We start from the raw sequence: 19,669 nt of genomic DNA, 5'->3' as shown, positions 1-19,669 counted from the left end.
ACCGGAGGAAAACTCCGGTGTTTTTTATGTAAGTTCAAATCTTCTTAATGTCCTCCACCAAGCGGCATCATAAATGTTGTCCAATAAGTGAAGCCTGCGAAGAATACGGTTAAATATGCTCCGAAAACATACATATACATACGTTCGGAAAGTTTTAGATAGCTCAACAAAACGAAGAATCCAGTTTGGGCTAAGAAAAGCATTGCAGTTTTATCCATATCACCAAGATAGAACATTACAGTAAAAATACCTGTCCAGAAACCCATTACTCTGAACATACGATCCATATGTATCCCTCCTTTTCCCCTACGGTACCATCATGCAATATTATAAAGAAAAGGAGTTCAAAAGTAAATAAGCTTTCAAATTAGTTTGTAATTAAGGCCTGATATGAGCAGGTTTCACAGCCTGAGATGATATTTTCTTTTTCAATTAATTCTACGGAATCAAATAATGCTTCAAACATTCCTATTAAGAACTCATGATGCATGGCACAAACACTTTCGTGTTCCTCTGCAACTTCTTTAAATGGACAATTATAAATCTGGAAGAAAATTTTGGTTTGATCTCCATTTGCTTCAAATTCCGGATAAAATCCTGCCAATGTTGCAGCACTTTTTAGTATAGATAATTTCTGTTCAAAATCAATTTCTTCACCAAAGGATCTTCCAGCCATTTCCTGTTCGATTATTTCTGCACCAAATCGCTTTCCAGTTAGGTAAAGTGCTTGTTTACCTGCTTCACCCAATGTAATCATTGTAGAAATCGCTACCTTGGAAAGAAGCATGTAATCACGGAAAGGGAAGTGCAATTGGATGACATCGTCTGATAGACGATACAATCTACTTGGCCTGCCGCCTTTACCTGTCTTCTTTGTTTCTGATGCTAGCATGTTAACATCTTCTAACTTAGATAAATGTAATCTTGCGACATTGGGATGGATATTAAAACTTTCCGCCACTTCTTGTACCGTAACTTCTTGGTGGCGTTTCGTAATGTATTGATAGATGTAGTACCTTGTTGGATCTGATAAAACATTTGTTATCTTTAATGTTTGTTCCATCTCTGTTCACCTCGGACCCCCATAATTTAATCCCATTATAATATAGCAATTTACACATGGGAATGAGGTTAACAATGTTAACACTATATGTTTAGAAATTGTTCACAATTAAAGAATAGACTGAGAGGTTACGTTATACAAATGTTATACAAAAGGTGAACGAACTGTATGTCAATAGTTATTTTCGGAGATAACACAAGTAAAGAAAATAAAAAAAATTTTTTAAATAAAAGAAGAATCTTGAAGGAAAAGCTTGAAAGATGTCGAATTACTACAAAGATAAAATAAAAAGGTGGTGTTACTCATTGTAAGTGCAATCGAAATACTCGCAAATCGGATTATCACAGATGCTGCCAGGAACCAAGCAACAGATATTCACATTGTTCCACGGAAGAAAGACACACTGATTCAAATTCGCTTAACAAACAAATTAATTCCCCGATTATCACTTCCAAAAGATGAATGTGACAAATTAATTTCTCATTTTAAGTTTACTGCTAATATGGATATCGGAGAACGAAGACGCCCTCAAAGCGGAGCGATTTTTTGTGAAGTGGACGGAAAGTTAATGGGTCTTAGGCTATCAACCCTTCCATCCAACAACCGAGAAAGTCTTGTTATTAGACTACTGCCTCAACAAGAACAGATTCCTTTTCACCAACTCTCACTTTTCCCAGGTATGACCAGAAAATTACTTGCTCTCCTTAAACATGCACATGGACTTATTATTTTTACAGGTCCGACTGGATCAGGTAAGACAACCACTTTATATTCCCTTTTAAATGAAACTGCCCATCTTTTTCATCGAAATGTTATTACCCTTGAAGACCCCATCGAAAAAAACTACGACTCAGTTTTACAAATTCAAGTAAATGAAAAAGCGGGTGTGACTTATGCTGCCGGTTTAAAGGCGATTCTTCGCCATGATCCAGACATTATTATGGTTGGAGAAATTCGTGATGCGGAAACCGCGAAGATAGCAGTACGAGCTGCGCTGACAGGGCATTTAGTACTTTCTACGATGCATACAAGAGATGCAAAGGGCGCTGTTTATCGCCTTCGCGAGTTTGGGGTAAATTGGTTAGAGGTCGAACAAACCTTGATTGCAGTAACCGCTCAGCGATTAGTTGAACTTACATGTCCATATTGTGAAGGGGAATGTACTCCTTATTGCTATTCATATGGAAGCTGGAAAAGGGCAAGTGTCTTTGAACTGTTAGCAGGGAGAAATTTAAATGCTGCGATGAGGGAAGCCAAAGGGGAAAATATTAAATCTGATTACCGGACAATAAAGGAAGTAATAAAAAAAGGGATTGTTCTAGGTTATATTAAAGAGTCTGAATACGATCGCTTGGTGTATGACCATGAAGCGCCATAAATGGACGGTCGATGAGCAGGCTAAGTTTTTAAAACGAATTGGAGAATTACTGGCAAGAGGGTACCCCATTGCCGAAGCGATTGAATCGATTTCTTTACATTTACCTAAGAATCGAAAGGAGGAGTTGTATAAATGTTTGGTTGATTTAAAAAATGGAGGTTCATTCCATGATGTATTAGGTAATTTAGGCTTTCATAAAGATCTAATTGGTTATGTTTATTTTGCAGAGCAGCATGGAAGCTTTGCTGAAGCGATCTTGGAAGGCAGCAGTCTTGCATTAGTGAAGGAGAATGATCGAAGAAAACTTATTAAACTATTACAGTATCCTGCTTTGCTTATCTTTATTACTGGATTATTATTTGTTTTTGTACAAAAATCCTTACTGCCCAAATTTACTAGCCTCTTTCAATCTATGGGACTAGAAGCAAATTTCTTTATGAAATTACTTTATTCTTTTGACACTTATTTTCCTATTATTGGTGGTACATTCGTGTTAATCACAGCAATTGCTGTCCTCTATTATGCTTTTGTATTCCGCAAAGTTTCCATCTTACATCAAAGGTCACAACTCGTAAGAATTCCAATTGTAGGAAGCCTCCTCAAATTATTGTTTACCCAATATTTTTCTGTTCAATTAAGTTTCCTTTTAGCTAGTGGAATATCCGTTTTTGAAGCTCTCCAATTATTCGAGAAGAATCTCAAGCAGCCTTTTTATAGTCAGTTAGGAATGGAAATAAAGAAAAAACTGTTAACTGGTGAAAAACTTGAGTTTATTTTGGCTAGTTTTCCTTTTTTCGAAAAAGAATTTCCAATGATTATTAAACATGGACAAGAAAATGGAAAGTTGGAGCAAGAATTACTATTTTTTAGCCAGCACTGTGTAGTAAATATGGAAGAAAAAATTGAGAAAAGCTTAAAAATGATTCAGCCTGTACTGTATCTTTTTATTGGATTATTAGTTGTTTCAATGTACTTAGCCATACTATTGCCAATGTTTAATCTATTAGATGGCATTTAAAGAAACGGAAGCAAAATAAAAAAACTTGGAGGAATATAAAATGAAAAATGAAAAAGGATTTACACTTGTTGAGATGATGATTGTTATGTTAGTTATTTCGGTTTTATTAATAATTACCATTCCAAATGTAGCAAAACATAATACGAATATTAACACCAAGGGCTGCGAAGCTTATGTGAAAATGGTACAGGCACAGGTTCAGTCGTATATCATGGACAAGAATAAGGTACCGACAATGGCTGAACTTATTTCTGCAGAATATCTAGTTGAAAATACCGGCTGTCCAAATGGAACTAAGGTTGTATCGATTGATTCTGAAGGAAAAGTAACCGCCGTAGCCAAAACTACTCCCTAATGCCCCACAATCAAAAAGGATTTACTTTAATTGAATCTCTGATTGTACTCTCTATCTTTATGTTAATCTCCTCAATCACTGCCTTTAGCTTTAAGCCGCAGTTCACTTCTGCAAATGACAAGGCCTTTATTTCCCAATTTAAAGCAGATTTATATTACGGTCAGCAATACGCGATATCACATCAAATGGACGTTAAAGTCATCTTCTATGAAAATGATCATTTATATGCCCTTGTTGCTGGCACTGCTAGAATCCTGGAGAGGGATTATTCACCAAAGATTACTGTAAATCAAGGCACCATCCCCTTATATTTTAAGTTTACTCCGAATGGGAATGTAGACAGATTCGGTACAATGTTTATTACCACACCGATAAAAAGTTACCGATTAACCGTTTTGATTGGAAAGGGACGGTTTTATGTTATCGAAGAATGATGGATTTTTTTTACTAGAACTCTTATTATCATTGTCTACTTTGTTTATGTTGTGCACGTTTTTTATCCCTTTATTACAAGATCTAAACAATCAATCTCATCAGCTGCTCCGTAATAAAAAGGCCAAACAACTTTTGTTTGAGGAACTTCAGGCCAATTTAATTGAAGACAGGACTGGTGCTAGCTACTCAAAATTTCATAATGGAACAGAGTATAAGATTTACTGGCTGCCATCCCCGTTGGATGGTCAAAAGGAGGTGTGTGTAAAAGTTGTTGAACAAACATTTCTTCCAGGAAATGAAATCTGTGCTAAACCCGAATGAAAAAGCTTTTACACTCCTTGAAGTACTGTTCGCGTTTTCAATTTTTACCACGATTGTATTTTTTATCATTCCATTATTGCCAATTATTGCAGACACAAAAGATTCGAATGAGAGACTACAGGAAATGGAATGGGAAGTATTTTGCAGCCAGGCAAAAAAGGAAATCCGTATCGGCTCTAAAGCGGAGGTACTATCAGGCAGGTTGGTACTAACAAATAATAATGAAACCATTTATTACGAGAAATATGGCAGTACGCTAAGAAGACGTGTAAATTCAACTGGCCATGAGACATTACTGCAAAATGTAGCTGTGGTCACTTTTACTAAAATTAAAAACACAGTGGAAATTAATGTTGTTGATATTTGGGGAAAGGAATACAGTGTTGCGGTGCATTCCTATATTAAATGGGTTGCCGCAATATGAGGAAAAACGAAAAAGGATTTACATACCCATTGACTTTAGTGGTGCTCATCCTATTTCTGTCCTTCTTTTCCTTTCGTGTCGATCAACTTTTAATTGAAAGGATGTTGTTTCGTGAAACAGCTGCAATTCTTCAGGAGGAGTATTATTTTCATTCTTCATTCAAAAAAATAGAAAAACTAATGCAATCGGGAGGTGCAGTTCCAGCCAAAGGCTCATTTCCTTATGCAAAAGGAAGAATGGAGTTTCAAGCGGACAGTCCAATTGGAACTGTACAAAAAATTAACTTTACTCTTAAACTGCATACAGGTGAAATCGTGGGGGGACGCGGGTTTTTCGATATTACATTAAAAAGGATGATTAAATGGACTGAAATAAATTAGGATTGACCCTCGTTTGAAATTTATAAACATGGATATACTTTTAGTGAAGAAATCAAAGCAGGTGTGCCCATGAAAACGAATGATTATGTAAAATATATGACTCAGACTCTTGTTAAATATGCGGACCAGCCAAAAGATGAGCGAAAACGACTGCGTGAAGAGCGAAAGCAAGCAAAAGCATCCTTTTGGTATCGCTGGTTTGGAATACTTCCTTATATCTTTTATATTGAATTGAAGAATAGAAGAAAAAGGTAAAGAGGCAGATTTTGTCTGCTTCTTTATTTTTTTGTCTAGCTCCAGTGCCTAGTGGCTCGGGTCATAAGCTTGTCTAGTTGCGGCTCATTGGGACTCGAGTCATAAGCCGTCCCCTGAAGAAGGCAAAAAGCGCCTTCTTGCAGGGTTCGTCTTATGCCTTCGTCCCAGGACAGTCTCCTCCACCTTTCAGACAATCCGTCAAAAAGGTTAAAAAGCAACCTTTCCGCCGGCTCGTCTTAAGCCTGTCGCCCCTAGGAAAAATTGAACTGCATTTTTCCCTGGTCAAGGCACTTCCGCTTTTCGTATTAAACTGCCTTATCGGTTAAATAAAACAAACCACCATTAATAAATGAGATATTTATTTTTGGTTCATATTGATCCTGTAATGCCTTTTTCTCGGTTTCGTAACTTTCATTTTCTTCTTCTACATCCTCGTAAAAATGGTCAAGAAGCTGTAAATCCTTCTCCCAACGCTTCCGGGCATCTTCTGCCCAGGAATGATCCTCGCCTTCAATGATTGCTTTCAGATAGTTTTCAATCCTTGATAAACCACTTTTGGGTTTAACAAGCGGTGATAAGGTAAAGGAATAGTCTGGTATTTTCGGTGTTAGCTGCACAGTTTGCAGGCGATCGTCAAAATCTTCGACCATTTGTCCATTTATGAGCTGCAAGCCGATTGACTTATAAATATCCCGTTTCCGGTCGCATTGGTACGATATTTTAACATTCATGCACAGCCATGGCATAAGCGGAGTTTGTTGACTGCTATTTTGATGATTCTCATAAAGTCGAATATAGCTTGAAAGCTTTTTGGTTGATTGGAATATTTGGTGCAGGCGCGGAGAACCAAAATGGATGGTTTCCCCCTTAATATGTTCAGGAACAATCTGTGGGTTCGTAATAAAAGTAAGCTTCATCGGATTTGCTATCCCACCGGTTTTTTCTAAGTAATGCCAATAAAAGGGCCGATTCATTAATTCCTTATCGAGTTCAATCGTTAACTGTACGGTTAAGTATCCGGGACCATTTTCTGTTATTTCACATTCATTCGCTTGAAAATAGCGAATGAGAAAGTTATGAATTTCCAGCTGCTGCATGTGAATCCCCCTTTTGCATATCTTTTGCTAAATCAATCATCGATGTTAAGTTTTCCATCTTAATTCTCATTTCACCCTCAGAGCAGGATTGTCCAAATATATCAATTAAATGGTCTTCAATATTACCAAAGTCCAGCTTCGTAAGAATGTCGTCTAAATCCCCGATTACTTTTTCAAATAGTTCAATTTTTTCATATAATAGCTTAAGAATATGTTCTTCAACCGTGTTTTTGATGGCAAAATTATAAATCATCACATCTTTTTCCTGTCCAAGACGATGAATCCTTCCAATTCTTTGCTCAAGTCTCATTGGGTTCCAAGGTAAATCAAAATTAATAATATGATTACAAAATTGAAGGTTAATCCCTTCTCCGCCAGCTTCAGTCGCAATTAGTACCTGAGCATGCTTTTGAAAAAGTTCGCGCATCCAGTCTTTTTTGCCGCGTTTAAAGCCGCCGCGGAAGGGAACAGATGAAATTCCATTTTGCTTTAAAAACCATTGAAGGTACATTTGGGTTGCTCTATATTCAGTAAAAATAATCACTTTATCATTAATTTTTTGGATTAACTCCAATGTTTTTTCTGCCTTTGAGTTTGTTTGAACGGTTTCTACCTTCTTAATTAACGACTGGATTTGATCTTCAAATGCTTGAGTAGGATTTTCTTTTTTTTGCAGCATATTTTTAAGAGTATAAAAGACTGACTCCCTGCTGCTGCAGGCTTCCCGCTGTAATGTCATTACCGAGAATGCGCTGGTTTGAACCCAATCGCCTTCACTTTTTAGGTCGGTGATGGCATCGTACAAATTTCTCTCTTCAGGGGTAAACTCAATTGCAATCGTTTCAACATGTCTTTTGGTCCATTCAATACCAGTATCAGCGCGACGGTTACGAATCATTACCTTGTTCACTAGCTCTTTTAGGTGCTCATTGTCATTTAATGAGCGGGCGTCACGTTTGTATTTCTCATAAAATGCAGTCTCACTGCCTAAATGTCCAGGCTTTAATAGGGAAACAAGGTTAAAAATTTCTTCTATTCGATTTTGAATTGGAGTTGCCGTAAGCAACAGACAAAACTTCTTCTTTAAATTTTGAACAAATTCATAGTTTTTTGTTTTATTGTTTTTTAACTTGTGAGCTTCATCAATAATAATTAGATCGTAATCCTGCTTATAGATGATCTCACGGTGTGGCTCGCGCTTTGCTGTATCGATCGACGAGACGACGACATCGCATTGCTCCCATACATAGCTTTTCCGTTGGGAGACAGCAGGAATAAAAAATTTACTATTCAATTCATAAGACCACTGGGTTACTAAGGAAGCAGGTACAAGAATTAGGACTTTTTTTACAAGTCCGCGAATCATGTATTCTTTTAAAATAAGCCCGGCTTCTATCGTTTTCCCAAGCCCAACTTCATCTGCAAGAATAGCTTTTCCGTTCATATTCTCAATTACTTGCTTAGCGGTTTCAAGCTGGTGTGGAAGAGGCGTTAGATTAGGTAAATGCTTGGGTGCCTGTAATCCTTCAAATTCAGGGATAATCAGATTTTTTTCGACTCCAACCGCCAGCTTAAAAAGTTCCTTATTTCCCCATGGTCCATCATTTTCAATCCTATGTAAAAATTCATCCTGCCAAGAGGAATCAAATTCGATTTGAACATTCATGATGATTTCAGCTCCTTATTTGCACAAATATTTATTGCTCAACATTATGCTTTAATGGTAGGATGGAAATAGCTTTGAAAGTTTTAAATATTGTAATAAAATAATTTTTTTAATAAGTATATTTTTTAGTATGACCCGATTGTAAAATTATTATAATGCGGATGATGATAAGGGGAGAGACTACAAATGTAGCGCCGAAGGAGCAAGCACAATGTGTGAATCTCTCAGGCAAAAGTACTCTTATTTGACGCAGCTCTGGAGAGTGCTGACTAATAGGGCAGCCACCAAAGGGGAAAGCCGGCTAAGGTAAACTTTCAGGTGCAAGGACAGAGACCCTCTTTTTGATAAAGGGGGCTTTCTGTCCTTTTTTGTTGTTTTTTGCGCTGAAATCGTAACTAGTTTAAGGGGGATTATTGATGACTGAATTAAAACGCACACCGCTATATGAAGTCTATAAGGAATATGGTGGAAAGACGATTGATTTTGGCGGCTGGGAACTGCCTGTTCAATTCTCAAGCATTAAGGAAGAACATGAAGCTGTCCGTACTAAGGCTGGTTTATTCGATGTTTCTCATATGGGAGAAGTAGAGGTAAAGGGATCAGATAGCCTGAATTACTTACAAAAAATGTTAACAAACGACATTTCTAAAATAAAAAATGGCGGAGCACAGTACAATGCTATGTGCTATGAAAATGGCGGTACTGTAGATGATCTTCTTGTCTATAAAATAGAGGATGATCACTACCTATTGGTTGTTAACGCCTCAAATATTGATAAGGATTATAAATGGCTAGAAGAGCATTTGGAAGGGGATGTATCGATAGATAACCTATCCGAAAAGATGGCGCTATTGGCTCTTCAAGGCCCCTTAGCAGATAAAGTGCTTCAAAAGCTTGTTGATGATATCAATATAAACGAAATAGGCTTCTTTAAGTTTCAACAAGAAGTGACAGTAAACGGTAAAAATGCACTTGTGTCTCGAACTGGTTATACCGGAGAAGATGGTTTTGAAATTTATTGTGATTCTTCAGACGCGGTTGAACTTTGGAAGGCCATTCTTTCAGCGGGAGAAGAGGAAGGTGTTGTACCATGTGGCTTAGGCGCAAGGGATACACTGAGGTTTGAAGCGACATTGGCTCTTTATGGTCAAGAGTTATCACCTGAAATCTCTCCACTTGAAGCAGGTATTGGCTTTGCTGTTAAGTTAAATAAAGAAGCAGATTTTATTGGAAAAGAAGCACTTAAGAAGCAAAAAGAAGCAGGTGCTGCTAGAAAGTCAGTAGGAATTGAAATGATTGACCGCGGTATACCACGTCATGGGTACCCAGTCTATAAAGGCGAGGAATTAATTGGTGAAGTAACATCAGGAACTCAATCACCTTCCTTAAAAAAGAATATTGGATTAGTCCTAATTAAGAGCGAATATGCAGGGCTCGAGTCAGAAGTTGCAATTGAAATTCGCGGAAAACGCCTCAAGGCGAAAGTCGTACCAACACCTTTTTATAAACGAGAAAAGTAGACACGAAGGGAGATTAGGTTTATGAAACATCGTTATTTACCTATGACTGAAGAAGATAAAAAGGCAATGCTTGAAACCATTGGCGTTAGCTCCGTTGATGATTTATTCAGTGATATTCCAGAAAAAGTAAGGTTTAAAGGTGAATATAACATTAAAGCTGCAAAATCTGAGACGGCTTTAATGAAGGAATTAATCAAAATGGCTTCTAGGAATGCCGATTTAAAACAAAATGTATCTTTTTTAGGTGCAGGAGTGTATGACCATTACATGCCGGTCATTGTTGATCATGTTATTTCTCGCTCTGAATTTTATACTGCCTATACACCCTATCAGCCTGAGATCTCACAAGGTGAGCTTCAAGCCATCTTTGAATTCCAAACCATGATTTGTGAGTTAACAGGGATGGATGTTGCGAATTCCTCTATGTACGATGGAGGTACAGCACTTGCTGAAGCTGCTATGTTAAGTGCAGGGCATACAAAACGAAAGAAAATCCTTGTTTCAAGTGCAGTTCACCCTGAATCAAAGGAAGTACTTAAAACCTATGCAAAAGGTCAGTATATCGAAGTTATTGAAGTACCCGTTAACAATGGTATTACAGATATTGAAGCGTTAAAAGGACTGGCAAATGAAGAGATTGCAGCAGTGATTGTTCAGTATCCGAACTTCTTCGGACGAATTGAGCCATTAAAAGAATTAGAGGAAATCGTTCACGCCAACAAGTCATTGTTTGTTGTTTCCTCAAACCCGCTTTCTCTTGGAGTCCTAACACCTCCTGGTAAATTTGGCGCTGACATTGTAATCGGTGACGCTCAGCCGTTTGGAATCCCGACTGCATTTGGCGGTCCACATTGCGGTTATTTTGCCGTAACGAATAAGTTAATGCGGAAGGTACCTGGACGACTTGTCGGTCAAACTAAGGATGACCAAGGACGCCGTGGGTTCGTATTAACACTGCAGGCTCGTGAACAGCACATCCGTCGTGATAAAGCGACTTCTAATATTTGTTCGAACCAAGCGTTAAATGCTTTGGCTGCATCGGTTGCTATGACAGCTCTTGGTAAAAAAGGCGTACGTGAAATGGCAGCAGCAAACTTGCAGAAGGCGCACTATGCAAAAAATACTTTTAAAGAAGCAGGCTTTGAAGTTGTCTACGAAGGACACTCCTTTAATGAATTTGTCGTAAAATTAAATAAACCAGTAAAAGAAATCAATCAAGAGTTATTACAAAAAGGAATCATTGGCGGTTACGATTTAGGACGTGATTATCCTGAGCTTGCAAACCATATGCTGGTTGCTGTAACTGAGCAAAGATCTAAGGAAGAAATTGATACTCTTGTGAAAGAAGTGGGGGATTTGAATGCATAACCAAGACCAGGCACTCATCTTTGAATCTAGTACACCAGGAAGAATTGGATACAGCCTCCCGGAAATGGATGTACCTGAAATAGACCTTAGCGGCCTTCTGCCTGAAGGATATCTGCGCAGCGAAGAGCCGGAGCTTCCTGAGGTTTCAGAGCTTGATATTATGCGTCATTACACTGCTCTATCAAGAAGAAATCATGGCGTAGATTCTGGTTTCTATCCATTAGGGTCTTGTACAATGAAATACAATCCGAAAATTAATGAAAATGTAGCCCGATTTAATGGGTTTGCTCATGTTCATCCATTGCAGGATGAAAGCTCTGTTCAAGGCGCTCTTGAGTTGTTGTATGATCTTCAGCAGCATTTAATTGAAATTACAGGAATGGATGAAGTTACCTTACAACCAGCTGCTGGTGCTCATGGAGAATGGACTGGTTTGATGATGATTCGTGCCTACCATGAAGCCAATGGAGATTTGAAACGTACAAAGGTTATTGTTCCAGACTCTGCTCATGGAACAAACCCAGCTTCTGCAACTGTTGCAGGTCTTGAAACGATTACAGTAAAATCAAATGAATTTGGTCTAGTGGACCTTGATGATTTGAGAAGAGTGGTCGGTGAAGATACAGCTGCTTTAATGTTAACGAATCCAAATACCCTTGGACTTTTTGAAGAAAATATCGTGGAAATGGCTGAAATCGTTCATGCTGCAGGCGGAAAGCTTTATTATGATGGTGCAAACTTAAATGCCGTACTATCAAAAGCTAGACCTGGAGATATGGGATTTGACGTGGTTCACTTAAATCTTCATAAAACCTTTACGGGTCCACATGGCGGCGGAGGTCCTGGTTCAGGTCCTGTGGGTGTAAAAGCTGATTTGATTCCGTTTTTACCGAAGCCGATTATTACGAAACGCGGCGAGGAGTATGTATTTGACTACGACCGTCCACAGTCCATCGGCCGTGTGAAGCCTTTCTATGGTAACTTTGGTATCAATGTTCGTGCATATACTTACATCCGTTCAATGGGTCCTGATGGCTTAAAAGCGGTAACTGAATATGCTGTACTAAATGCAAATTATATGATGAGAAGACTTGCTGAGTATTATGATCTTCCATTTGATAAACATTGCAAGCACGAATTCGTATTGAGCGGAAGACGTCAGAAGAAATTAGGGGTCCGTACCTTGGATATTGCGAAACGCCTGCTTGATTTTGGCTATCATCCGCCAACTATCTACTTCCCATTAAATGTGGAAGAATGTATCATGATTGAGCCAACAGAAACAGAATCAAAAGAGACGTTAGATTCGTTCGTTGACATCATGATTCAAATTGCCAAAGAGGTTGAAGAGAATCCAGAAATTGTCCAAGAAGCACCGCATACAACCGTAGTCGGTCGTATGGACGAAGCAACAGCGGCTCGTAAGCCTATTTTAAGGTATCAAAAAGCATAATATTATTTTGGTCAGGTTCAGGGTGCTGAATCTGACCTTTTTGCTTCTCGGGGTATGGGAATTGTGCCCATAAATCACGTGCGACGAAAAATAGGGGAAGAATCAGAGGGGTATTATGCTTGTAAATTACATGAGACGTAAATAGGGGAAGAATCAGAGGGGGATATTGCCCGTAAATCACTAAGTCAAGAGAGTTAGGTAACAATCTAAGGTAATAAAAGGACTTCCGTACATAGGAAGTCCTCTTCGATCTATTTCTTTGCTTTTATTTTACCGCCCCATTTTTTAAAGCCGCCTTGCAGCTGGGTAAGGTCTTTATAACCTTTTCGATATAACATTTGGGCTGCTCGAGCACTGCGCAAACCATTTTGGTCATATAGATATACAGGCAGGTCAGGACGAAGTTCCTTCATTCTCATTCTTAACTGAGACATTGGAATATTACGAGCTCCCAAAATGTGACCTGCATCGAATTCGTTTGCTTCACGAACATCGATTAACTGTGCCTTTCTATAACCGGCACGAAACTCCTCTTCCGTTACCGTTTTAACAATCCTTTTTTGATAAAAATAGGTGAAAACGGAATAAGCCGCAACTGCAATAATGATAACAAGTAGGACATAAAGTGAATTCAATTTCTATTGCTCCTTTCAAGCATGGTACACTATGTTTTATTATATAAGTCAAACCAATAAAGATAAAGAATAAACGACAAAAAACTTCATAATAAATTATATCAGAACATCTCGGTTTGAATTCAAAACAGAATTTGGTAGACTTAAACTCGGGTAAACTACATAAAGATGAGGTTTTTATATGAAGAAAGAAGTTTGGCGTTTTATAGACTCTGGGAATTGTTCTCCCTCTTTTAATATGGCATTAGATGAGGCATTACTTGATTGGCACAGCGAGGGAAAAATACCTCCTGTGATTCGTTTCTATGGTTGGGACCCTGCAACACTATCGATTGGTTATTTTCAAAAGGTGGAAAAGGAAATTGACTTAGAAGCTGTAAAAGACCTAGGATTAGGTTTTGTTAGACGTCCGACTGGCGGACGAGGAGTACTTCATGAGCATGAACTTACTTATAGTGTCATTGTTTCAGAAGAGCACCCAGAAATGCCCAAGACTGTCACAGAGGCTTACCGTGTGATTTCTGAAGGAATACTTAAAGGGTTTCATCAACTAGGACTAGAAGCTTATTTTGCAGTACCTAGAACGGATGAAGAACGAAGTGCTTTAAAAAATCCTCGGTCTGCTGTTTGTTTCGATGCACCGAGCTGGTATGAGCTTGTGGTTGAAGGGCGAAAGGTTGCTGGGAGTGCACAAACAAGACAAAAAGGAGTCATTCTACAACACGGCTCAATCTTATTAGATATTGATGAAGACAAGTTGTTTCGCTTATTTAAATATCCAAATGAGAGAGTAAAGGAACGGATGAAATCAGCATTTAAAAATAAAGCTGTGGCGATTAATGAAATTAGTTCTAGAAGAATTACATTAGACGAGGCAAAAGAAGCTTTTTATAAAGGCTTTGCAGAGGGACTTAATATCGAATTGGAAACCTATCAATTAACTGAAGAAGAACTTGCATACGTTAATAAAATCGCAAAAGAGCGTTACGAAAATGATGAGTGGAATTATAAAAGGTAATTCCATTCATGAGGTCCAAAAAGAAGAGTAATGGAGAGAGAACGGGCCACATGAAGGGTTCATGAAGCCCGAAAGAAGAGTAATGAGAGAAACGGGCCACATGAAGGGTTCATGAAGCCCGAAAGAAGAGTAATGAGAGAAAACGGGCCTCATAGAGGGTTCATGAAGCCCGAAAATAAGGGTAAGAGAGATACAAGGCCTCATGAACTACTTTTGATTAAATTTATAGCAAACAAAAAAGTGGCGGACACAAAAGTATTGGGTCCGCCTAAGCTGTTATTGTAGAGTCACTTTCTCGATTTCTTTCACATATTTTTCATACCAGATTTCCCATTCATCTTTCCGTTCGATTGTCCTGCCATCTAGCAATGCAGAAATTACGTCTAAACATACATGCCAGCCTGCAAGGTCTCTTGGGGTATGATCGGTTAATTTATTTATTTTTTCAATCAAGACTAATGAACAGCCATCTGGTTCCTCAGACAATTCGAACCGAACAGTGTCTGGCCACCAAGTAAATTCTAAAACAGAATGCAATTTTAATTCTTGGATTGTTAGTTCCTCGAACGTTCCATCCCCCATATCAAATTTAATTACTCCGCCTTCGCGAAGTTCGTCTACACGTAATTCTGAAAACCATTTTGGAAGTTTTTCGTTATCGGTTAAATAAGACCATACCTCTGCAACTGAATGTTTAAGATGGCGTTTATATATTGCAGAATAGCCGTTTTCCACTTTTTCAATCCGTGCTATCATCTATTTTTTCCTCCTTAATATTTCACTTTCCTAAAGTATACCTTTTTTAATATTCTTGGTAATCAATTTATCTCCTCTTATATCGGGAATTTTCTTATAAGTAGAAATCGCAACCTGCGAAATTTGTTAAATTACCCTGTTTTTTGCCGAAATTTAATAGATATCTTATTTATTCTCCTGTTTCTAGTTTATTTTGAGTTTGACAAACTTGTGTTTTTCTGCCTGAACACAATATGTAGTATTGTCGAAAATATTTTCGGTACTATATATTGATTTGTTCCTCCTATCTGTGTTAATTTATTTATATTAAGTCAACAAGTGAATACAAGATATAGTTTTCATACTAGAATCTTACACAATATATAGAATTATTTTGAAGGAGTTGTTCTCATGTCTATAGTTTTTAGACAAAAAATGAATATTGATTTTGAAAGGTTGAATGAGGATATCCACTTATTCCCTCAGGTGCACCCAGTAACCCCAGATATGAAAATAACTCATAAGGGTGTTTCACGTTTGGTCATGTTGGACCGCTACACCTTCAAAGATACTGCAAAAATAACCCTAACAAATGGCGACTTTGTTGTTCTTACTATTAAAGAAGATCCAAAATTCCCTGCACGTGGTCTTGGATACATTATGGAAATAGATTGGGAGCGTAAAAAAGCAAAGGTTTTAGTAGAAGAGGAATTTAGAGGTGTCCTTGATGACCCTGAAGAAAGCACAACAGGATTAATATGGCGTTCACTGGATGTGATTGAGAAACCTCTTGAATTGTTTTATGAGCAAATTGCCAAGCGAAATGCAACTGGACTTGCCTCAGTTGAAGAGACGGAAGAGAAGCGAATTGAGTGGTTTGAGAAGTTTTACAATGAGCTTGTATCGATGAACTTCATCCCAGCGGGTCGTGTCCTTTATGGAGCAGGAGCTGAAACAGACGTAACTTTCTTTAACTGTTATGTAATGCCATTCGTTCCAGATTCACGTGAAGGGATTTCTGATCATCGTAAGCAGGTAATGGAAATCATGAGCCGCGGCGGCGGTGTAGGAACAAATGGTTCAACATTACGCCCAAGAAACACTTTAGCAAGAGGCGTTAATGGAAAATCATCTGGTTCGGTTTCGTGGTTAGATGATATTGCGAAATTGACGCATTTAGTTGAACAAGGTGGGTCGCGCAGGGGTGCTCAGATGATCATGCTTTCGGACTGGCACCCAGACGTAATTGAATTTATTATCTCAAAAATGCAGAATCCAAGAATTCTACGATTCTTAATTGATAATACAAACGATGAAACTATAAAGAAACATGCAAAGGATAAACTTAAATTCACTCCCTTAACAGCTCAAGAGAAGGCAATGTACCAGGGAATCGTCAATTACAAACACATTCCTGGATTAGGTGGTTTCGGTGAGGAAGTCATCGCTGAGGCTGAAGAGAAGCTTCAAACTGGCGGTAACTATACAGTTCACAATCCAGATTTCCTAACAGGTGCTAATATTTCTATTTGTTTGACGAAAGAATTCATGGAAGCAGTTGAAAATGATAGTGAGTACGAGCTTCGTTTCCCATATGTTGAACATTATAGTAAAGAGGAAATGAAGATTTACAATGAAGAATGGCATAATGTTGGAGACGTACGCGAATGGGAGAGACTCGGTCACAAAATACGAGTTTATAAAAAAATTCAAGCAAAAGAGCTTTGGAATCTTATAAACATTTGTGCTACTTACTCTGCTGAGCCAGGAATTTTCTTCATCGATAATGCTAACGACATGACCAATGCTAAAGCATATGGGCAGCAAGTAGTGGCAACAAATCCGTGTGGTAAAGTGCTTGCCTCACGTTAAAAACTCGACCTAATTGACTTGGAACCTGACCACGTAATGGTGAAGGCAACAGGGCGGAACCCAATAGGGACCGTGAGAGACTAAAGCGGTTGAGCCAGTATTTCGATACTGTAAGCGATAGTCCAATCCTCTTAGAAATAAGAGAGCGAGAATTGGAGCAGCCTCTCGCACCATTTTCTGTATGTAATCTTGCAGCTGTAAACCTTGCAGAAATGGCTGATAAGGAAACGAAAACAGTAGACTTTGAAAAGTTAAAGAAAACAGTAGCAATTGGCGTTAGGATGCAGGATAACGTTATTAATGCTACGCCATACTTCCTTGAGGAAAATAAAAAGCAAGCTCTTGGAGAACGCCGTGTAGGTCTTGGCGTAATGGGTTTGCATGATATGCTAATCTATTGTGAAACGGTATATGGCTCAGAAGAAGGAGATAAACTTGTTGATCAAGTTTTTGAAGCAATTGCAACCACAGCGTATAAAACATCAGTGGAATTAGCCAAAGAAAAGGGAAGCTTCCCATTCTTAAACGGTGAAACACGCGAAGAAACAAATCGTTTACGTCAAGCATTTATTGATACAGGATATATGAAAAAAATGCCTGAGGACGTTCGTCAATCTATATTAGAAAATGGAATAAGGAATTCCCATTTGCTAACTGTTGCTCCTACTGGATCCACTGGTACCATGGTTGGGGTTTCCACAGGACTAGAACCTTATTTCTCATTCTCATATTTCAGAAGCGGACGTTTAGGTAAATTTATTGAAGTAAAAGCTGATATCGTTCAAGAATATTTAGATAAGAATCCGGAAGCTGACCCAGAGAATCTTCCAAGCTGGTTTGTGTCAGCGATGGAATTGGCACCTGAAGCGCATGCAGATGTTCAATGTGTGATTCAGCGCTGGATTGACAGCTCAATCAGTAAAACTGTAAATGCTCCACAAGGATATAGTGTTGAACAAGTGGAAAAAGTGTATGAGCGTCTTTACAAAGGCGGAGCTAAGGGTGGTACAGTCTATGTGGATGGATCACGTGATTCACAAGTCCTTACCCTTAAAGCAGAAGAAAACGAGATTCCAACATTCAAAGAAAAGACTAAACAACATGTGGTACTTGTTGATACCATTAGTGACCTTCGTTCAACTGATGTTACAATCGGTTCAGAAGTTGGAAACACATGCCCAGTCTGTCGAAAAGGAAAAGTAAAAGAAATCGGCGGATGTAATACATGTTCCAACTGTGGTACACAGCTTAAGTGTGGTTTATAAAAATGAAAAACGAGGATTCCTGTTTAAGGCGTCCTCGTTTTTTCATATATTCAAATTAGACTCAACACATACCCACCAATGCTCCCGGTAATCACAATTACCCAAGGCGGCAGCTTCCAATATGCCAACATAAAAAACAAAACGGCTGCAAGTGCAAAGTCAATAGGTGTTAAAATTGAACTTGTCCAGATTGGATTGTAAAAAGCTGCAATTAATATTCCAACAACTGCCGCATTTACCCCCATTACTGCTCCTTTTATTTTTGGATTAGCGCTTAAACTGGTCCAAAATGGTAATGTACCTAAAACCAGCAAAAACGCAGGGAGAAAGATTGCAAAGGTGGCCAGTAATCCTCCAGCCCAGCCATCCACAACCGCACCAATATAGGCAGCAAATGTAAACAATGGTCCAGGTACAGCCTGTGCTGCTCCATATCCTGCTAAGAATGCTTCTTTACTGAGCCAGCCGCTTGGAACAAATTCCCGTTCCAATAATGGCAAAACCACATGCCCGCCGCCAAAGACCAAAGAGCCAGAACGATAAAAACTATCAAACATCGCCACCCAGCTAGAAGCTGTCAACTCTCTTAAAATTGGCAGGCCGATCAATAATCCAAAAAACAAACCTAAACAAACAACTGCAACTATACGTGATAGTGGAAAATCTATAGCAGAAGGGTGATTTTCCTTTTGCCCTTTATAGATGAAATATCCCACCACAGCAGCAACCACAATCACACCAACCTGTGAAAAAGCAGTTTGCCATATAAGTGTGCCTATTAAAGCAAACAAAGCAATCGATTTTCGAGTAAGATCGGGCGTTAACTTTTGCGACATACCTAAAATGGCGTGAGCGACAACCGCAACAGCGACAACTTTCAAACCGTGAATCCATCCTGTATTTCCAGCATCCGTGCCTTGTAGGAAAAGGGCAAAAAGGATAAGGGCAATGACTGAAGGAACCGTGAAACCAAGAAATGCAAAAATCCCGCCTAATAATCCTCCACGAAATACCCCAACGCCAATTCCAACCTGACTGCTGGCAGGTCCAGGCAAGAATTGGCATAGGGCTACTAAATTAGCATAGCCCTGTTCATCGAGCCATTTTCTCCTGCGGACATACTCTTCATGAAAATACCCTAAATGAGCGATTGGACCCCCAAATGAGGTAAGACCAAGCTTGGTCGAAACGATAAGAATTTCAAATAGTAATGAAAGTTTTTTTTGGTTCATAAAGTCCCCTTTTTTGAGCTGAAATATATATAATTATATTTTAAATGGTTTCATGAAAGTTTTATGTTAATTGTTTGTAAAGCTTTATTAACGTTATATTCCCTATGGTGTCGCAAATTTGTCGAAATCTCTACATACCATCTTCATATAATCTGAGTACTATTGATATAGTAGTAATT

At 38.5% G+C, this 19,669-nt stretch carries 19 protein-coding genes, 2 pseudogenes and 1 riboswitch; of the genes and pseudogenes, 14 read left to right on the top strand and 7 right to left on the bottom strand.

The annotated features are described in order from the left end of the window. Positions 1–44 precede the first annotated feature (44 nt). Together AC2TFD_RS22210 and AC2TFD_RS22205 are read right to left on the bottom strand one after the other, a co-directional pair. Entirely contained in the window at positions 45–287 is a 243-nt protein-coding gene (locus tag AC2TFD_RS22210) for a DUF2626 domain-containing protein (RefSeq protein WP_335513733.1), read from the bottom strand. Positions 288–367: 80 nt separating this feature from the next. Further along, positions 368–1,063, bottom strand: coding sequence for a helix-turn-helix transcriptional regulator (locus AC2TFD_RS22205; RefSeq protein ID WP_335513735.1), 696 nt, complete (start codon positions 1,061–1,063; stop codon positions 368–370). Between the two features lie 292 nt (positions 1,064–1,355). Between AC2TFD_RS22205 and comGA the strand changes: the two genes are divergently transcribed. From comGA to AC2TFD_RS22165, 8 genes are all read left to right on the top strand, one after another. Next, the gene (gene comGA, locus AC2TFD_RS22200; RefSeq protein ID WP_484673980.1) at positions 1,356–2,441 is read left to right on the top strand and encodes a competence type IV pilus ATPase ComGA; all 1,086 of its coding nucleotides are present in this window, start codon (positions 1,356–1,358) and stop codon (positions 2,439–2,441) included. Then, a complete protein-coding gene (comGB, locus tag AC2TFD_RS22195) occupies positions 2,428–3,459 on the top strand; it encodes a competence type IV pilus assembly protein ComGB (RefSeq protein ID WP_484673979.1) in 1,032 nt (343 codons plus the stop codon). The genes comGA and comGB overlap by 14 nt, the downstream gene beginning before the upstream one ends. 40 nt (positions 3,460–3,499) lie before the next feature. After that, positions 3,500–3,814: a competence type IV pilus major pilin ComGC gene (comGC, locus tag AC2TFD_RS22190; protein ID WP_335513741.1), complete on the top strand. Its 315-nt coding sequence runs from the start codon at positions 3,500–3,502 to the stop codon at positions 3,812–3,814. Further along, the gene (gene comGD / locus AC2TFD_RS22185; RefSeq protein ID WP_484673978.1) at positions 3,814–4,248 is read left to right on the top strand and encodes a competence type IV pilus minor pilin ComGD; all 435 of its coding nucleotides are present in this window, start codon (positions 3,814–3,816) and stop codon (positions 4,246–4,248) included. The genes comGC and comGD overlap by 1 nt, the downstream gene beginning before the upstream one ends. Beyond that, the gene (gene comGE, locus AC2TFD_RS22180) at positions 4,232–4,570 is read left to right on the top strand and encodes a competence type IV pilus minor pilin ComGE (protein WP_484673977.1); all 339 of its coding nucleotides are present in this window, start codon (positions 4,232–4,234) and stop codon (positions 4,568–4,570) included. Before comGD ends, comGE begins: the two co-directional genes overlap by 17 nt. Further along, the gene (gene comGF / locus AC2TFD_RS22175; protein ID WP_484673976.1) at positions 4,518–4,994 is read left to right on the top strand and encodes a competence type IV pilus minor pilin ComGF; all 477 of its coding nucleotides are present in this window, start codon (positions 4,518–4,520) and stop codon (positions 4,992–4,994) included. Before comGE ends, comGF begins: the two co-directional genes overlap by 53 nt. Next, the gene (gene comGG / locus AC2TFD_RS22170) at positions 4,991–5,374 is read left to right on the top strand and encodes a competence type IV pilus minor pilin ComGG (RefSeq protein ID WP_335513749.1); all 384 of its coding nucleotides are present in this window, start codon (positions 4,991–4,993) and stop codon (positions 5,372–5,374) included. The genes comGF and comGG overlap by 4 nt, the downstream gene beginning before the upstream one ends. 69 nt (positions 5,375–5,443) lie before the next feature. Further along, positions 5,444–5,629, top strand: coding sequence for a YqzE family protein (locus tag AC2TFD_RS22165; RefSeq protein ID WP_335513751.1), 186 nt, complete (start codon positions 5,444–5,446; stop codon positions 5,627–5,629). Positions 5,630–5,934: 305 nt separating this feature from the next. Here the strand turns inward: AC2TFD_RS22165 and AC2TFD_RS22160 are convergent, their stop codons facing one another. Together AC2TFD_RS22160 and AC2TFD_RS22155 are read right to left on the bottom strand one after the other, a co-directional pair. Beyond that, entirely contained in the window at positions 5,935–6,726 is a 792-nt protein-coding gene (locus AC2TFD_RS22160; RefSeq protein WP_335513752.1) for a YqhG family protein, read from the bottom strand. Then, positions 6,704–8,392, bottom strand: coding sequence for a DEAD/DEAH box helicase (locus tag AC2TFD_RS22155; protein WP_335568448.1), 1,689 nt, complete (start codon positions 8,390–8,392; stop codon positions 6,704–6,706). The genes AC2TFD_RS22160 and AC2TFD_RS22155 overlap by 23 nt, the downstream gene beginning before the upstream one ends. A gap of 161 nt (positions 8,393–8,553) precedes the next feature. Continuing rightward, positions 8,554–8,642: riboswitch (glycine riboswitch) on the top strand. Between the two features lie 166 nt (positions 8,643–8,808). On the opposite strand from AC2TFD_RS22155, the gene gcvT reads away from it, so the two are divergent. The 3 genes from gcvT to gcvPB are packed head-to-tail and all read left to right on the top strand — an operon-like array spanning position 8,809 to position 12,733. Then, positions 8,809–9,912: a glycine cleavage system aminomethyltransferase GcvT gene (gcvT, locus tag AC2TFD_RS22150; RefSeq protein ID WP_484673975.1), complete on the top strand. Its 1,104-nt coding sequence runs from the start codon at positions 8,809–8,811 to the stop codon at positions 9,910–9,912. A gap of 21 nt (positions 9,913–9,933) precedes the next feature. Then, positions 9,934–11,280, top strand: a complete 1,347-nt coding sequence (gcvPA, locus tag AC2TFD_RS22145) for an aminomethyl-transferring glycine dehydrogenase subunit GcvPA (RefSeq protein WP_484673974.1) — start codon at positions 9,934–9,936, stop codon at positions 11,278–11,280. After that, positions 11,273–12,733 carry an aminomethyl-transferring glycine dehydrogenase subunit GcvPB gene (gene gcvPB, locus AC2TFD_RS22140; RefSeq protein ID WP_484673973.1) on the top strand — a complete coding sequence of 487 codons (1,461 nt, stop codon included), beginning with the start codon at positions 11,273–11,275 and terminating at the stop codon, positions 12,731–12,733. Before gcvPA ends, gcvPB begins: the two co-directional genes overlap by 8 nt. A 251-nt stretch (positions 12,734–12,984) precedes the next feature. On the opposite strand, the gene AC2TFD_RS22135 is transcribed toward gcvPB, so the two are convergent. After that, positions 12,985–13,368, bottom strand: coding sequence for a rhodanese-like domain-containing protein (locus tag AC2TFD_RS22135; protein ID WP_335518310.1), 384 nt, complete (start codon positions 13,366–13,368; stop codon positions 12,985–12,987). Positions 13,369–13,549: 181 nt separating this feature from the next. Between AC2TFD_RS22135 and AC2TFD_RS22130 the strand changes: the two genes are divergently transcribed. Continuing rightward, the gene (locus tag AC2TFD_RS22130; RefSeq protein ID WP_335568445.1) at positions 13,550–14,386 is read left to right on the top strand and encodes a lipoate--protein ligase family protein; all 837 of its coding nucleotides are present in this window, start codon (positions 13,550–13,552) and stop codon (positions 14,384–14,386) included. Positions 14,387–14,662: 276 nt separating this feature from the next. Here the strand turns inward: AC2TFD_RS22130 and AC2TFD_RS22125 are convergent, their stop codons facing one another. Beyond that, positions 14,663–15,142: an SRPBCC family protein gene (locus AC2TFD_RS22125; RefSeq protein ID WP_484673972.1), complete on the bottom strand. Its 480-nt coding sequence runs from the start codon at positions 15,140–15,142 to the stop codon at positions 14,663–14,665. 390 nt (positions 15,143–15,532) lie between these two features. Between AC2TFD_RS22125 and AC2TFD_RS22120 the strand changes: the two are divergent. Together AC2TFD_RS22120 and AC2TFD_RS22115 are read left to right on the top strand one after the other, a co-directional pair. Next, positions 15,533–16,972 (top strand): annotated as a pseudogene (locus AC2TFD_RS22120) (vitamin B12-dependent ribonucleotide reductase); the annotation flags it as partial. A gap of 176 nt (positions 16,973–17,148) precedes the next feature. Further along, positions 17,149–18,258: pseudogene (locus AC2TFD_RS22115) on the top strand (vitamin B12-dependent ribonucleotide reductase); the annotation flags it as partial. A gap of 50 nt (positions 18,259–18,308) precedes the next feature. Here AC2TFD_RS22115 and AC2TFD_RS22110 read toward each other — a convergent pair. After that, entirely contained in the window at positions 18,309–19,490 is a 1,182-nt protein-coding gene (locus tag AC2TFD_RS22110) for a chromate transporter (RefSeq protein WP_484673971.1), read from the bottom strand. Between the last annotated feature and the right edge of the window lie 179 nt (positions 19,491–19,669).

The organism is Neobacillus sp. plas4 (genome assembly GCF_057221695.1).
This window is presented reverse-complemented; position numbering and strand designations above follow the sequence as displayed.

Excerpts from the sequence above, each read along its gene's own strand:
- comGC (WP_335513741.1), top strand. The coding sequence starts at position 3,500 with ATGAAAAATGAAAAAGGATTTACACTTGTTGAGATGATGATTGTTATG.
- gcvPA (WP_484673974.1), top strand. The coding sequence starts at position 9,934 with ATGAAACATCGTTATTTACCTATGACTGAAGAAGATAAAAAGGCAATG.
- gcvPB (WP_484673973.1), top strand. The coding sequence starts at position 11,273 with ATGCATAACCAAGACCAGGCACTCATCTTTGAATCTAGTACACCAGGA.
- AC2TFD_RS22160 (WP_335513752.1), bottom strand. The coding sequence starts at position 6,726 with ATGCAGCAGCTGGAAATTCATAACTTTCTCATTCGCTATTTTCAAGCG.
- comGD (WP_484673978.1), top strand. The coding sequence starts at position 3,814 with ATGCCCCACAATCAAAAAGGATTTACTTTAATTGAATCTCTGATTGTA.
- AC2TFD_RS22165 (WP_335513751.1), top strand. The coding sequence starts at position 5,444 with ATGAAAACGAATGATTATGTAAAATATATGACTCAGACTCTTGTTAAA.
- AC2TFD_RS22125 (WP_484673972.1), bottom strand. The coding sequence starts at position 15,142 with ATGATAGCACGGATTGAAAAAGTGGAAAACGGCTATTCTGCAATATAT.
- comGE (WP_484673977.1), top strand. The coding sequence starts at position 4,232 with ATGTTATCGAAGAATGATGGATTTTTTTTACTAGAACTCTTATTATCA.
- comGG (WP_335513749.1), top strand. The coding sequence starts at position 4,991 with ATGAGGAAAAACGAAAAAGGATTTACATACCCATTGACTTTAGTGGTG.
- AC2TFD_RS22205 (WP_335513735.1), bottom strand. The coding sequence starts at position 1,063 with ATGGAACAAACATTAAAGATAACAAATGTTTTATCAGATCCAACAAGG.
- AC2TFD_RS22155 (WP_335568448.1), bottom strand. The coding sequence starts at position 8,392 with ATGAATGTTCAAATCGAATTTGATTCCTCTTGGCAGGATGAATTTTTA.
- gcvT (WP_484673975.1), top strand. The coding sequence starts at position 8,809 with ATGACTGAATTAAAACGCACACCGCTATATGAAGTCTATAAGGAATAT.
- comGB (WP_484673979.1), top strand. The coding sequence starts at position 2,428 with ATGAAGCGCCATAAATGGACGGTCGATGAGCAGGCTAAGTTTTTAAAA.
- AC2TFD_RS22210 (WP_335513733.1), bottom strand. The coding sequence starts at position 287 with ATGGATCGTATGTTCAGAGTAATGGGTTTCTGGACAGGTATTTTTACT.
- AC2TFD_RS22110 (WP_484673971.1), bottom strand. The coding sequence starts at position 19,490 with ATGAACCAAAAAAAACTTTCATTACTATTTGAAATTCTTATCGTTTCG.
- AC2TFD_RS22130 (WP_335568445.1), top strand. The coding sequence starts at position 13,550 with ATGAAGAAAGAAGTTTGGCGTTTTATAGACTCTGGGAATTGTTCTCCC.